Origin of the sequence: Methanosarcina sp. (genome assembly GCF_028693135.1) — an archaeon.
In the GTDB taxonomy this organism is placed as follows: domain Archaea; phylum Halobacteriota; class Methanosarcinia; order Methanosarcinales; family Methanosarcinaceae; genus Methanosarcina.
Genome location: NZ_JAQUVZ010000002.1, coordinates 1 through 13,617 on the forward strand (window position 1 = coordinate 1; position 13,617 = coordinate 13,617).

The following is a 13,617-nucleotide window of genomic DNA, read 5'->3' on the forward strand; positions in this document are numbered from 1 at the left end:
CCAGGCCTTAAAACTTAGCCCCTCTAAACCTTAACCCGATCTCCCAAAACCAAGTTTTTCCAAGCCTTAACCCTCTCCAAAACATGGCTATGGGAAGTCTGATCCTAGAATATCAATCATGTAGCCGAGGACGACCAGAATTTTGGCTTCAGAATAATTCCTGCGGGTCAGTCGGAAAGTGAAAGTATTCGGTTGAGCCGTTTAAAAGGCAAAAATAAAAAAATCGATTAATTCATTATGGGGCGTTTCATCCTCTCAGGAAGGAATTGAAAAAATGATTGATTAATACTTTCAGTCCGCTATATAACTTTATTAATAAAAAATCGACGTTTTGCTATATGTGTTGAAAAAATCGGGACATATATCTCCGGAAGAATTCCGGACAACTGGCGCGGGTCATTTATAACTACTTATTTATAATAATACGTAGAATTATCTGCCGGAACACATTATCCGAAAAGTGAAGAGAAAAAGTGAAAGAAAAGTTCTTCAAAAATGATTTTGCTTCTTGTTTCAGATTATTTTTATCTTAACCTCAAAGTCTTAACTCAAAGTTTTTAAGTCCTTAATTTATCCATCCAATTAATGAGAAAAATCCGAGAGAAGAAAAATGAAAAATATAATCGTTAAAGGGGCACGGGAACACAACCTGAAAGATATCACTGTGGAGCTCCCGCGGGACAAATTCATCGTAATCACCGGCGTCTCAGGCTCGGGGAAATCCACCCTTGCCTTTGACACTATCTATGCTGAGGGGCAGCGGCGCTATGTGGAATCCCTCTCTGCTTATGCGCGGCAGTTCCTTGGGCTTATGAGCAAACCGGATGTGGACAGCATTGAAGGGCTGTCTCCGGCAATCTCTATAGAGCAGAAAACTACCTCCAAAAACCCCCGGAGTACGGTGGGAACTGTCACTGAAATCTATGACTACCTCAGGCTGCTTTTTGCAAGGGTAGGGACTCCTTACTGTCCTATCCATGATATCAAAATAGAGTCCCAGTCTCCGGAAAGGATCGCAGACAGCCTCAGCAGAGAATGTGAGGGAATGGTTACAATCCTCGCCCCAATCGTCCGCCAGAAAAAAGGGACTTACCAGCAGCTTTTCAGGGACCTGAACAGTGAAGGCTTTACTCGGGTCAGGGTAAACGGGGAAATCCACAGGACCGACGACGAGATTACCCTTGACCGCTACAAAAAGCATGACATTGAAGTGGTAATTGACCGCCAGGACCCTGCCGAAGACCGGTCAAGGCTTGTCGAAGCCTGTGAAAATGCCCTCCGAAAAGGCGAAGGGCTCTTAATTGCCGTCGATTCTGAAGGAAAAGACCACCTATATTCTTCTAACATGGCCTGTCCGGTCTGCGGGATGGCTTTTGAGGAACTCCAGCCCAGGATGTTTTCCTTCAACAGTCCCTTCGGGGCATGTGAAGCCTGTAACGGGCTCGGGATTAAGATGGAGTTCGATCCTGACCTCATAATTCCTGATAAAAGCCTGTGCATTGCCGACGGAGCTGTTGCTCTTTACAGGAACTTCCTTGACGGCTACAGGAGCCAGCACCTGGCAGCTGTTGCAAAGCACTTCGGTTTTGACATCTTTACCCCTCTTGACACCCTTTCTGAGGAACAGTACAATGTCCTCATGCATGGCTCAGATGATCGAATCCAGTTCAGCATGAGCATGAAGAACGGAGATGCCCAGTGGTCCCACAAAGGCACATGGGAAGGGCTTCTTCCGCAGTCTGAGAGGCTTTATAACCAGACAAAGTCCGAGTACCGGCGAAAAGAACTTGAGAAGTTCATGCAGGTCCATCCCTGTCCGAATTGTGAAGGCAAGCGTCTGAAAGAAAAGGTCCTTGCAGTCAAACTCTCCGGAAAGTCGATCGTGGATACAACAGATTTCTCCATTATCCAGTGTATCCGGTTTTTCGAAAACATCACGCTTTCGGAAAAAGAACAGGAAATCGCAAAACAGGTCCTGAAAGAAATTCGTTCCCGGCTTGGTTTCCTTGAGCACGTGGGACTTGGGTACCTGACCCTTTCCCGCGGTGCAGGCACCCTCTCAGGTGGGGAAGCTCAGCGGATCAGGCTGGCAACCCAGATCGGCTCAAACCTCATGGGAGTGCTCTATGTGCTGGACGAACCTTCGATAGGGCTGCACCAGAGAGACAACGAGCGGCTAATCCAGACCCTGCAGACCCTCCGGGACCTTGGGAACACTCTCATCGTGGTAGAACATGACGAAGATACTATCCGGGCTGCGGACTACGTGCTCGATATAGGCCCGGGGGCAGGGATACATGGAGGCTATGTGGTAGCTGAAGGGACGCCCGCCGAAATAGAGAGAAATCCGGAGTCTCTGACAGGCAAGTACCTCTCAGGAGAAAAGCAGATAAAGCCTCCCGCTCTCCGCCGCCAGAGCGAAGCCTTTGTCCGGTTGAAAGGCTGCCGGGCAAATAACCTGAAGGACATCGATGTGAATGTCCCCATAGGGCTTTTCACAGTAATTACCGGGGTTTCGGGTTCCGGAAAGTCTACTCTTATCTACGATACTCTTTACAAAGCCCTGATGAAGAAGATCAATAAATCAAATGTAACCCCCGGGGAATATGACGAGCTGGTTTTTGACTCCGAGCTCGATAAGGTAATTGTTATTGACCAGAGCCCCATAGGCAGGACCCCCCGCTCGAACCCTGTGACCTACACCAAGGTCTTTGATGCGATCAGGCAGGCTTTTGCCGAAACAAAGGAAGCCAAAATCCGGGGGTACAAAACCGGGCGCTTTTCTTTCAACGTAAAAGGAGGGCGCTGTGAAGCCTGCCAGGGAGATGGGCTGATCAAGATTGAAATGAATTTCCTGCCTGATGTTTACATTGAGTGTGAAGAGTGCAAGGGCACGCGCTATAACCGGGAAACCCTCGAGGTAAAGTACAGGGACAAATCGATTTCCGACGTCCTGAACATGACCGTGGAAGAGGCTGCAGAGCATTTTGAAAACGTCCCTGCAATCAAAGGCAAGCTCGATACCCTCACCCGAGTAGGGCTCGGGTACATCAAACTCGGGCAGAGTTCAACAACCCTTTCCGGCGGAGAAGCCCAGAGGATCAAGCTGACCCGCGAACTTTCTAAAAAAGGCACGGGAAAGACTATTTATCTGCTTGACGAGCCCACAACAGGGCTGCATTTCCATGACGTTAAAAAATTGATTTCAGTCCTGAACAGCCTTGTTGCAAAAGGAAACACTGTGGTCGTTATAGAACACAACCTGGACGTCATCAAGTCAGCAGACCATATAATCGATCTTGGCCCCGAAGGCGGAAATGCAGGGGGGGAGATTGTCGCCACAGGCACGCCTGAAGAAATTGCCCTGGTCCCGGAAAGCTATACCGGGCATTTCCTTGCTCCCAGGCTTTCAGCGAGAGGGAGCACCTACCTGGACTCGGGAGCACAGCCTGTTGAGGCAGTTTTTGAGGACGGGGAAGATTTTGAGGCGGGTTACGAGGATTCTGAAGGGGACTCTGAAGGGGATTCTGAAGGGGACTCTGAAGAGGAATCTGAGGACGAATTTGAAGAAGAGCCTGAAGAATTCAAAGACGGAGTAGACAAAGCGTTTGAAGGACAGGCACTTTGAAGAATTTCTGCAAGGATTTCTGAATAAGGATTTCTGAATAAGGATTTCTGCAAAATGATTCTTGCAAAACTAAAACCTGAAAACCGGATTTGAGTAAACTAAATTTAAACGCTATGAGGCTCAAAAATGATTGACCTGGATGCTCTTCCGCACCTGCCCGGCTGCTACCTTTTTAAGGATGAGGACGGGGGTGTACTCTACGTGGGGAAGGCAAAAGACCTTAAAAAAAGGGTAAGCAGCTATTTCCAGAAAAAGGACCACGACCCTAAAACAGCGATCCTTGTACAGGCTGCCAGGGGCCTTGACTTCATAGTTACAAATACCGAGGTAGAAGCCCTGCTCCTTGAGAATACTCTGATCAAGAAGCACTGGCCCAGGTACAATATTCTCCTCAAGGACTCAAAGCGATATGCCTGCATCCACCTCACCGGAGATAAATTTCCCAGGATCAGGATTGCCCGGAAGAATACCGGAGAAGGAGAGTTCTTCGGGCCTTTCGTTTCTGCAAAGGAAAGGGACTATATCTTCGAGGTCGTCAGAAAAACCTTCCAGCTCAGGACCTGTAAAAAAATGCCTGTACGTGCCTGCCTCCGTTATCACATCGGAGTATGCAGCGGACCCTGTATAGGCAGTATTTCCATAGAGGAGTACGGAGAAAAGGTAAAAAGGGCCACTTCTGTCCTGAAAGGCAACATCAGGGAACTTATCGAGTCCATGGGAATCGAAATGAAAGAGCTGGCTTCCAGGCAGCGGTTTGAGCAGGCCCTGGAACTCCGAGATGAGATTGCGGCCCTTGAAAGCCTTCAGGAAAAGCAAAATATGGAGAGGCAGAAGAAACATGATGAGGATATCCTGAACTACATTGTCAGGGATGATACTGTCTACCTCATGCTCTTCAAGGTTTACAAAGGGACTCTTGAAGACAAACAGGACTATGTCTTTGCCTTCGGACAGGAGTTTCTGGAAGAATTTCTGGTGCAGTACTATTCCGAGAATGACCCGCCTGAAGAACTGATCGTTCCCGAGTCTCTTGAAGAGTCTCTTATAGAATTCCTGGCGCATGTGAAGGGAAAGAAAGTGAAGGTTACGGTTCCGAAGCAGGGAGAGAAAAAAGAACTTCTCGACCTGGTCCTGAAGAATGTTGAAATCGGATTTTTCGGGGACAGAAAAAAAATCGAAGCCCTGCAGAGCAAACTCTCCCTCCCAAAACTCCCGAACGTTATCGAGTGCTTTGATATATCCCACCTCTCGGGCACGGCTACGGTCGGCTCTATGGTGCAATTCAGGGGAGGCAGGCCTGATAAACACAACTATCGGCGCTTCAAAATAGAAAGTGTGGAAGGGATTGATGATTTCGCTTCGATTGCCGAGGTTGTCCGGAGGCGCTATTCCCGCCTGCTTGAAGACAAACACGACATACCTGATTTAATTGTTATAGATGGGGGCAAAGGGCAGCTCTCTTCAGCTTTCCAGGAACTCCGGAAACTGAAGCTCAGGGTTCCTATTATTTCCATTGCCAAGCGGGAAGAAGAAATTTATGTGCCAGGACTTAAGTCGCCTCTCCCCATAAAAAAAGATGAAAAAGCCTCACTCTTTGTCCAGGAAATCCGGGACGAAGCTCACAGGTTTGCAATCAACTACAACCGCCTGCTCAGGCAAAAATCATTGATCCCAAAATCGTAATCATCTGTCTTTGCCAGGCTCCTCAATTAGTGATGTAAATTATTTTCATTTACTGAAGAAGGTCTTGATTCCATGAAATCTTCCAGCCAGCCACCCGAGGCACCATCCGAAAAAAAGTTTGAAACAATACACGATGCACGGTACTGGGACAGCCCTCAGTTCAAGCTCGTTTCAGATTTTGAACCCAGGGGATCCCAACCAGAAGCTATAAGGCAGCTTGTAGAGGGGCTGGAGAAGAACGAAAGATGCCAGACTCTTCTCGGGGTAACCGGGTCCGGAAAGACCTATACGGTCGCAAATGTCATAAACCAGGTCAAAAAGCCGACTCTTGTTATTGCCCATAACAAGACCCTGGCTGCCCAGCTATATAATGAGTTCAGGGAATTCTTCCCCGAAAACCGGGTCGAATACTTTGTCTCTTATTATGACTATTACCAGCCTGAATCCTATCTCCCTGCCAAAGACCAGTACATTGAGAAAGACGCGCAGATAAACCCGAAGATTGAACAGATGCGCCTTGCAGCCACAGCTTCCCTGATGTCACGCCAGGACGTGATTGTGGTGGCGTCGGTGTCCTGCATCTACGGGCTTGGCAACCCTGAGAACTTCCAGAAGATGGGGTTTGAACTGAAGGTTGGAGATAAGGTCCAGAGAAAGGAAATCCTTGAGAAACTTATCGATATCCAGTTTGAAAGAAACGATATGGAACTCATGCCCGGGCGCTTTCGCGTAAAAGGGGACACGATTGATATCATTCCCGGTTACTTCGATGACATCATCCGGGTAGAACTCTTCGGGGACGAAGTAGACCGTATTTCCGAGATAGACAAGCAGACAGGGCAGCGAAAGGAAGAAATGGACTACTTCTTTGTCTATCCTGCCAGGCATTATGTTATCCCTGAAGAGGAGCAGAAAAACGCAATCCAGTACATCCTTGAAGAGCTTGAAGAGCGCCTGCCTGAACTCGGGCTGCTCGAGTCCCACCGGCTGAAGCAGCGCACGCTCTATGACATGGAAATGATTGAAGAAACCGGCAGCTGTAAAGGCATTGAGAACTACTCAAGGCACTTTGACCACAGGCAGCCCGGAGAACAGCCTTTCTGCCTGATTGACTATTTCCCTGAAGATTTCCTCCTGGTCATTGATGAGAGCCACCAGACCATCCCGCAGCTACACGGGATGTATAACGGAGACCGCTCACGGAAAAAGAGCCTTATTGATTACGGCTTCAGGCTCCCCAGTGCATTTGACAACCGGCCCCTGAAGTTTGACGAATTTGAAAAGTACATGAAAAACGTGATCTTCGTCTCGGCAACCCCTGCAGACTACGAGCGGGAGCACTCCGCCCGGATCGTCGAACAGATTATCCGCCCGACCGGCCTCGTTGACCCTGAGGTTGAGATACGTCCCCTTGAGGGCCAGGTCAGGGACGTCATGCAGGAGATCCGGAAAATAGTGGATAGGGGAGACCGCGCCCTTGTGACCACCCTGACCAAAAAGCTCGCAGAAGAACTGACCGATTACCTTGCCAGAAACGAGATCAAAGCCCGTTACCTGCATTCCGATATCAAGACTATCGAAAGGACTGAAATCATCCGCGAACTGCGCCTTGGCAAGTTTGATGTCCTCGTAGGGATCAACCTGCTAAGGGAAGGGCTTGACATCCCTGAAGTGGGCTTCATCGGAATCCTGGATGCAGATAAGGAAGGCTTTCTCAGGGACTCAAAGAGCCTCATCCAGATCATAGGTCGCGCAGCCCGGAACTCCAGTTCAACGGTTGTCCTCTACGCTGACAGGATGACCGATTCCATCAAAAAAGCTGTCGGTGAGACAGAACGCCGCCGCACAATGCAGATCGCCTACAACAAAGAACACGGCATTGTCCCGACAACCATCCGAAAACCGATCAGGGAAAAAGTAGTGGATATTACCGACACAAAACACATCCCGAAGACCGATATCCCCAACGTAATCATCGAACTGGATATGGAGATGAGGGAAGCTGCCGACAGGCTGGACTTCGAGCGCGCAATCCAGCTCAGAGAAATCATAAAGAGACTGGAAAAAGAGATGAAAACGGTGTGAAGGTGAGAATGGCTTTAGAGGGAAAAACTTTTTTATCTGAGTTTTTCATTTTACCTTAGTTTTTCATTTTACCTGGGTTCTCACTTTACCTGGGTTCTCACTTTACCTGGTTTCTCACTTTACCTGGTTTCTCACTTTACCTGGGTTTTTTCTTCCTTTCGCCTTACAATAATATATTCACCTGTATTGGAATTTCATCCGACCATGACCTTTATTCTCCGTCATCGCCAGAGTCATCGCCAGAGTCATCGTCTTCGTACTCTTCTCTTTCGTCTCTTTCCGAATATCCTGTTTCTTCTTTCGGTCTTGCTTCTTCCCTTTCCTTTTCTGTTTTCATGAATTCTCTTTCGGCTTCAGTTCTCGCTTCTGTTTCCTGGGACTTTTTTGCACAGTATTTTGCATAGGCAAACATGGCTACCAGTACTATAAGTGAAGCAAATAATAAAAAGAGCATCATATTGAGTATGGAGCTGTAAGTACCTAATGAAATTTCAGGATCAAAAGCCAGATACAGTTCCTCCCATGTATTTTACTTTATGTCTGTGGCTGGTAACTGGTTATTTTTTCAATGATACTGTTTAAAGTTTATTAAACTAAATAAGCTTATCCATTAATAAATATATTAAAAAACGCTTTTGTCTTTTCTTTGAACGGATTTTAATTAGATTGTTAAATAGATTGGAATTCGGCTTCCTTCGGATACAGCGTTTTAAGAAGCATGTGCACCATAATACTAAGAAAAATCTGCTTATTTTGAGGAATGCGTAAGGACTGCAGGCAGTAATGGCCAGGGTTAGTTTCAACAGGGCACATATATTTAGGCAGATGGAGACTCTGGTTGGCAGGGAATCCAACTCTGGGCTTACGGTGGGTTCCAAAGTGAAATTTTCTGGAGTGAATCTCCTCAATATTTTTCATAATATTTGTATTCTACTAACCAGCACAAATTTATCAAATACAGTAGGTTGTAATGTTAGAAACGGTATACATGTATCAAAAGCATAGAAATATATCAAAAATAGTAAAAAAAGCATAGAAATATATCAAAAACAGTAAGCTGTAATAAAAAATAAAAATAGGTGATAAACATGGCTGAGTATGTGAATCTAAAGGTAGGGGAAGCTGCAGGAGTGCTGTACCGCAGGCTGGAAGAAGGAGAATGCAGCCTGAACCAGATAAAGACTCATCTGAGCACAAACGGCTTTGATTCCCAGATTGCTTTGATGGCTATTGGCTGGCTTTCCAGGGAAGACAAGATCAGCGTCAATAGGGAAGCAAACAGATGGTCTGTCCAGCTGAATGAATAACGTTCGGCTAATAAATCCAGATCCGTTTGAAAAAGCCAGTCTGATAAGAAATTTCACTTGATTCTGCTGAAAAAAAACCAGCTTTCCAGCTAAAAAAACAACCTTTTAAAAGAGAACTCCTGCAAGGTAGACAAGAGACCCAGGCTGCATGACCCAGGTTCCGGTTTGATACGGAAGATTCAACTGTGATATCGTAAGCAAGAGGCTTTGGCTGCATGACCCTGAGGGTCTCTTTTCTCAGTTTGAGGATATTTTCCAGACTGTTCCTGAAAGAGCCTTCGACAAACCAGGCTGTAACCGATGACTGGGGAGAGAATCAGGTCCGGAAAAAGTGGGTCCCTTTAGATCCCAGGGTGCAGGTTTACGAAAAAGGGCAATGGGTCAAGGAACACGACTCCCGCATACAGACATGTCGTGATGGCTGCAAAATACAGGACAAGGGCTTCCACATCTGTATCGGAGAGAAGGGGCCCAAAAAGGATCACTGAAAAAAACCCGAAGGTCGCGACTATGTTTTTCAGCAGGAAATGTTTCTTGAGAGAATAGCTGTTATTCGATATCTGTAGCCATCCGATATATGCAGTCATATCAGAATTTCATGGTATAATTTCCCCCGAAAGACTATATATTTTTGACAATGGTGTTTCTCAGTTAATCGTATGCTCCTACAATGGCAAATTTATTAAAGGGATAAATTGAATTAAGAGCCTGGCATGAAGCAAAATAAACTCACATTAAGTATCCTTAAAGGTATATTCGGGATCTACAGGCTGGAAACAGGCTCTGAAATTCCTGCATGGATGTATGGGAGCAGTTTCATTTCGATTACGCGAACTCCGGAAGAACTCTCCGTCGTCTGCCAGGAAAGCGGTATCCCTGCAAATATTCCTGCAGGTACCCAAGCTGAAAGGGGCTGGAATTGCCTGAAAGTTGAGGGACCTCTGGATTTTGGGTTGACAGGAATCCTTGCAGGGATCAGCAAAGCTCTTGATGATAATGGTGTCAGTATATTTGCCGTTTCAACATATGATACTGATTATATCCTTGTCAGGGAAAAAGATCTGGAATGTGCATGTAAAGCCCTTAAAGAAGCAGGTTACGACATCAAGAAATCGTGAACAACACGAGGAAACCTTTTTTTAAAATATTATTTTCTGGTGATCCTTATTAATAGGTTGATATTAGTCCAGAATCTCCAAAATAGAATATAAGAAAGACCGCTCTCCTGCGTCGAGCGTGACAAGACCCCTGCGGAACGCAGGGGATGAACCTGGGGAATTGTTAAAATAGATAAAAGAGTGGTCCAGGAAGTCCTTTCATCGCCGTCATCAGAAAACAGATGAGGGTAGTTCACTTAAACCCGATCCCTTCTATTATTACGAATTATAAAAAAAGTATTAAATATAAGTTTTACATAGAAGAAATGTCTACAGGCAGACCATTCCTCCTGCTAAAGACAGATATCCGGATTTTCCGTTTTCGTTCCCACCAGAAAGGGCTGACAGGTAGAATTTAATAACGGCTCCGGAAAATTGAGGTAAAGTCCGGTTACGGGGGTGCGGGCAGACAAACTTTTCTGGTCAGACACTTTATTTGTCTGGCATCCCTTCCGGTTTTCTTCAATCTTATTCTGACAAACCTTCCCTTAAGTGAGCTTAAAATAGGAAAGTATAAAGTTAAATCTGCTTTCAGCAAATGCCTGTCTGATCTAAATGGAAAACAGGACCTTAAAAAAGAATAAATTCAAATAATATATGGAAGTAAGGGTTAATGAACCATATGGGCTTAATAGCGCAGGAAATAGATTTATTAGCGGGATCTGCGTTTCTCTTTATAGTCCTGGCTCTGTTTTTGCACTTTTATAAAGTCCGGCTGCTCTCGCACTCCCTTAAGCTCTGCAACTGGATCTGCGGGCTAGCTATCAGTTCGGACAGCCCCTGGGTCAAAATGCTTGTACTCCAGCTTGTATTTTTTATCCGGCTTCTCATGTACCTTGCAATTGTATCTCTCGAACAGGTGGATAAGCTGACAACCCAAAGTCTTTTCAAACATTATCTCTCCGGCAGCAGGGTTGTCCTTCTGGAGTACATGCATGCTTTCATGCACTCCTCTAAAAAGATTGAAAAGTGTATTTACAGCTTGAGCTCTCAACCAGTAAACAAAAAAGAGCAGCATGTCAAGAAATAGCCTCTCATTAAAGGAATATCTCATAATTTTACTTCTTTTTTTAAAAATACTCACGTTGTACATTTTATATATCAGAAGATTATATTTTGTCCTGAGAACTTATGGATTACAGGTCTTTCACCCAGGGGAATTTTCGTAGGGGAATTTCTTGATTTTCGCAGGCAGGAGGCGTGGGCAATGAACATAACATTAATTGGCATGGCGGGAGCGGGGAAAAGTACTATAGGAAAGGCACTTGCAAAACGCCTGAATTATACTTTTATTGATGTCGATGGCATGATCACGCAGAGGACAGGAATGCCCCTTCAGGCCCTGATTGATGAACAGGGCGATTCTGCTCTGACCAGATTTGAAGAAGAAGCTATTATAGGGCTTGGACAGGTGGATAACTGTATAATATCTCCTGGCGGAAGCGTAGTTTATTCCGAAAAAGCCATGGGACACTTAAAAGAAATCTCAAAGATAGTCTTTCTGGACGCTCCTTTCAGAAGCATCGTAAAAAGGATCCCTAACGCAAGAAAGAGGGGCATAGTAGGGCTAAGGGACAGAAGCCTTAAAGAACTTTTTGAAGAAAGGCTGGTTCTGTATCAGAAGTATGCTGACTTTTCAATACGACTTAAAGGCAGAGAAAATATTCAGAAGATTATGGGTAGAATAATCCAGCTATGTTTTGAGACGGAGACCTGATCTGAGGATCAGCCTTTCATAGATGACAGGTAATCCGGCTTCTATATTGTTTTATTTCCAAAACCTTTCCCATATTGTTTTATTTCCAAAACCTTTCCCATATTGTTTTATTTCCAAAACCTTTCCCATATTGTTTTATTTCCAAAACCAGTTACCTTTATGCATCCCCTCAAGATTTTTAGTTACAGCGGGATCAAAGCGTCTACTTCGGTATCAGATATTTTACTTTGGTATCAGACATTTTACTTCGGGACTGGAGCAGTTTACTTTATAATCTATCAGGTCTTCAATCTGAACAAAATTTCCTTGTTTACAACTTTCATTTATTAACCTGCAGAAAAAAGCAGGACCCAAAGGAGATATTTCATGACATCAAGTCGTTTCATTATCACGGTTATTGGCAGCGACAGGGTAGGAATTGTTGCCAGGGTCACCACAGTGATGGCCAGTTACAGTGTAAATATTGTCGATATCAGCCAGACTATCATGCAGGGCATCTTTACCATGATAATGCTCGCAGAAGCCCCAAAGGAAAACTTTGACCTCGCAGCTTTCCAGCAGGCTATGGATGCCGAAGGAAAGAGCCTTGGAGTTGAGGTCAAGGTGCAGCATGAAGATGCTTTCCGTTTCATGCACAGGATTTGATCCGTGAGGAAGCAGGAGGATTTAACATGTATATAAACCCGAACGAAATCCTGGAAACAATTAAGATGGTCAGGATGGAACACCTGGATATAAGGACCGTCACCATGGGAATCAGCCTCCGGGACTGCTGCCACCCTGATATTGAGATTTTCAACGAGAATATCTATGAAAAAATAACTTCCCGGGCAAAGGAGCTTGTCCGGACAACGAATGAAATTCAGAGCCTTTACGGAATTCCTATTATCAACAGGCGAATTTCCGTAACTCCCATAGCCATAGTAGCTGAAAGCTGCAAATCTCAGGACTTCGTTTCCGTTGCACAGACAATGGATGAAGCTGCAAAGGACGCAGGTGTGGACTTTATAGGAGGGTTCAGCGCCCTTGTCCATAAAGGGGAAACCCGAGGAGACCTTAAACTGATAAATTCCATTCCTGAGGCTCTTGCATCTACTGAAAAGGTCTGCTCATCCGTAAACGTTGCAACCACAAAAGCAGGCATTAACATGGATGCAGTCGGCATGATGGGAAATATAATCAAAAAGACTGCGGAACTGACCGCTGACAGGGACGGGATAGGCTGTGCCAAACTGGTGGTTTTTGCAAATGCCCCTGAAGATAACCCCTTTATGGCAGGAGCTTTTCACGGCATAGGCGAGCCGGAGTGTGTTATCAATGTGGGAGTAAGCGGGCCTGGCGTGGTTAACGCAGCTGTTCGCGAACTTGAAAACCCGAACCTTACGGAAATTTCCGAGACGATCAAAAAGACCGCCTTCAAAATCACACGCATGGGGGAGATGGTAGGAAAGGAAGTCTCGAGAAGGCTTGGTGTGGAATTCGGGATTCTTGATCTCTCGCTTGCTCCAACTCCGGAAATAGGGGACAGTGTTGCTGCTATTCTGGAAGCTATGGGGCTTGAGCGCTGTGGAGCCCACGGCACGACTGCGGCCCTTGCGCTTCTTAACGATGCTGTAAAAAAAGGCGGCGCAATGGCTTCTTCGTCGGTAGGAGGCCTCAGCGGGGCTTTCATCCCGGTCAGTGAGGACGCAGGCATGATCGAAGCGGTTAAAGTCGGAGCTCTTACTCTCGAAAAACTCGAAGCCATGACCAGCGTCTGTTCCGTCGGGCTTGACATGATAGCAGTTCCCGGAGACACCTCTGCTGCTACCCTCTCAGCAATAATTGCTGACGAGATGGCAATTGGAGTAATAAACAAAAAAACAACTGCAGTCAGGATCATTCCCGCACCCGGAAAAAGAGTGGGAGATTCCGTGGAATTCGGCGGGCTGCTCGGAAGTGCACCTATTATGCCAGTAAGCAATTTCAGCTCAGAGATTTTCATAAAGAGGGGAGGAAGAATTCCGGCTCCTATCCAGTCGCTGACAAACTGAAGTGTTA

At 45.8% G+C, this 13,617-nt stretch carries 11 protein-coding genes; 9 read left to right on the plus strand and 2 right to left on the minus strand.

The features are described 5' to 3' along the window. Nucleotides 1-610 precede the first annotated feature (610 nt). From uvrA to uvrB, 3 genes are all read left to right on the plus strand, one after another. Nucleotides 611-3,628: an excinuclease ABC subunit UvrA gene (gene uvrA / locus PHF18_RS01130; protein ID WP_300097312.1), complete on the plus strand. Its 3,018-nt coding sequence runs from the start codon at nt 611-613 to the stop codon at nt 3,626-3,628. Between the two features lie 126 nt (nt 3,629-3,754). Continuing rightward, nucleotides 3,755-5,311 carry an excinuclease ABC subunit UvrC gene (gene uvrC / locus PHF18_RS01135; protein WP_300097314.1) on the plus strand — a complete coding sequence of 519 codons (1,557 nt, stop codon included), beginning with the start codon at nt 3,755-3,757 and terminating at the stop codon, nt 5,309-5,311. Nucleotides 5,312-5,383: 72 nt separating this feature from the next. Further along, nucleotides 5,384-7,396 (plus strand): excinuclease ABC subunit UvrB, encoded by a 2,013-nt coding sequence (gene uvrB, locus PHF18_RS01140; RefSeq protein ID WP_300097316.1) that lies wholly within the window; start codon nt 5,384-5,386, stop codon nt 7,394-7,396. Between the two features lie 211 nt (nt 7,397-7,607). Here uvrB and PHF18_RS01145 read toward each other — a convergent pair whose 3' ends face one another. Continuing rightward, complete coding sequence (locus PHF18_RS01145; protein WP_300097318.1) at nt 7,608-7,853, minus strand: hypothetical protein; 246 nt, start codon at nt 7,851-7,853, stop codon at nt 7,608-7,610. A 631-nt stretch (nt 7,854-8,484) separates the two neighbouring features. Between PHF18_RS01145 and PHF18_RS01150 the strand changes: the two genes are divergently transcribed. Next, nucleotides 8,485-8,703: a winged helix-turn-helix domain-containing protein gene (locus PHF18_RS01150; RefSeq protein ID WP_300097320.1), complete on the plus strand. Its 219-nt coding sequence runs from the start codon at nt 8,485-8,487 to the stop codon at nt 8,701-8,703. A gap of 341 nt (nt 8,704-9,044) precedes the next feature. Here the strand turns inward: PHF18_RS01150 and PHF18_RS01155 are convergent, their stop codons facing one another. Further along, nucleotides 9,045-9,290 (minus strand): hypothetical protein, encoded by a 246-nt coding sequence (locus tag PHF18_RS01155; RefSeq protein ID WP_300097322.1) that lies wholly within the window; start codon nt 9,288-9,290, stop codon nt 9,045-9,047. A gap of 126 nt (nt 9,291-9,416) precedes the next feature. On the opposite strand from PHF18_RS01155, the gene PHF18_RS01160 reads away from it, so the two are divergent. The 5 genes from PHF18_RS01160 to PHF18_RS01180 all read left to right on the plus strand — a co-directional run bounded on the left by PHF18_RS01160 (nt 9,417) and on the right by PHF18_RS01180 (nt 13,610). Further along, a complete protein-coding gene (locus tag PHF18_RS01160; RefSeq protein WP_300097324.1) occupies nt 9,417-9,821 on the plus strand; it encodes an ACT domain-containing protein in 405 nt (134 codons plus the stop codon). A 661-nt stretch (nt 9,822-10,482) separates the two neighbouring features. Then, entirely contained in the window at nt 10,483-10,890 is a 408-nt protein-coding gene (locus PHF18_RS01165) for a hypothetical protein (protein WP_300097326.1), read from the plus strand. A 177-nt stretch (nt 10,891-11,067) separates the two neighbouring features. Continuing rightward, nucleotides 11,068-11,577, plus strand: a complete 510-nt coding sequence (locus PHF18_RS01170; protein ID WP_300097328.1) for a shikimate kinase — start codon at nt 11,068-11,070, stop codon at nt 11,575-11,577. A gap of 366 nt (nt 11,578-11,943) precedes the next feature. Next, the gene (locus PHF18_RS01175; protein WP_300097330.1) at nt 11,944-12,222 is read left to right on the plus strand and encodes an ACT domain-containing protein; all 279 of its coding nucleotides are present in this window, start codon (nt 11,944-11,946) and stop codon (nt 12,220-12,222) included. A gap of 26 nt (nt 12,223-12,248) precedes the next feature. Then, entirely contained in the window at nt 12,249-13,610 is a 1,362-nt protein-coding gene (locus PHF18_RS01180; protein WP_300097332.1) for a PFL family protein, read from the plus strand. The last annotated feature ends 7 nt before the right edge of the window (nt 13,611-13,617 follow it).

What these genes read in the sequence shown, in the direction of transcription:
- uvrA (WP_300097312.1), top strand. Translation starts at nt 611, where the DNA reads ATGAAAAATATAATCGTTAAAGGGGCACGGGAACACAACCTGAAAGAT.
- uvrC (WP_300097314.1), top strand. Translation starts at nt 3,755, where the DNA reads ATGATTGACCTGGATGCTCTTCCGCACCTGCCCGGCTGCTACCTTTTT.
- uvrB (WP_300097316.1), top strand. Translation starts at nt 5,384, where the DNA reads ATGAAATCTTCCAGCCAGCCACCCGAGGCACCATCCGAAAAAAAGTTT.
- PHF18_RS01145 (WP_300097318.1), bottom strand. Translation starts at nt 7,853, where the DNA reads ATGATGCTCTTTTTATTATTTGCTTCACTTATAGTACTGGTAGCCATG.
- PHF18_RS01150 (WP_300097320.1), top strand. Translation starts at nt 8,485, where the DNA reads ATGGCTGAGTATGTGAATCTAAAGGTAGGGGAAGCTGCAGGAGTGCTG.
- PHF18_RS01155 (WP_300097322.1), bottom strand. Translation starts at nt 9,290, where the DNA reads ATGACTGCATATATCGGATGGCTACAGATATCGAATAACAGCTATTCT.
- PHF18_RS01160 (WP_300097324.1), top strand. Translation starts at nt 9,417, where the DNA reads ATGAAGCAAAATAAACTCACATTAAGTATCCTTAAAGGTATATTCGGG.
- PHF18_RS01165 (WP_300097326.1), top strand. Translation starts at nt 10,483, where the DNA reads ATGGGCTTAATAGCGCAGGAAATAGATTTATTAGCGGGATCTGCGTTT.
- PHF18_RS01170 (WP_300097328.1), top strand. Translation starts at nt 11,068, where the DNA reads ATGAACATAACATTAATTGGCATGGCGGGAGCGGGGAAAAGTACTATA.
- PHF18_RS01175 (WP_300097330.1), top strand. Translation starts at nt 11,944, where the DNA reads ATGACATCAAGTCGTTTCATTATCACGGTTATTGGCAGCGACAGGGTA.
- PHF18_RS01180 (WP_300097332.1), top strand. Translation starts at nt 12,249, where the DNA reads ATGTATATAAACCCGAACGAAATCCTGGAAACAATTAAGATGGTCAGG.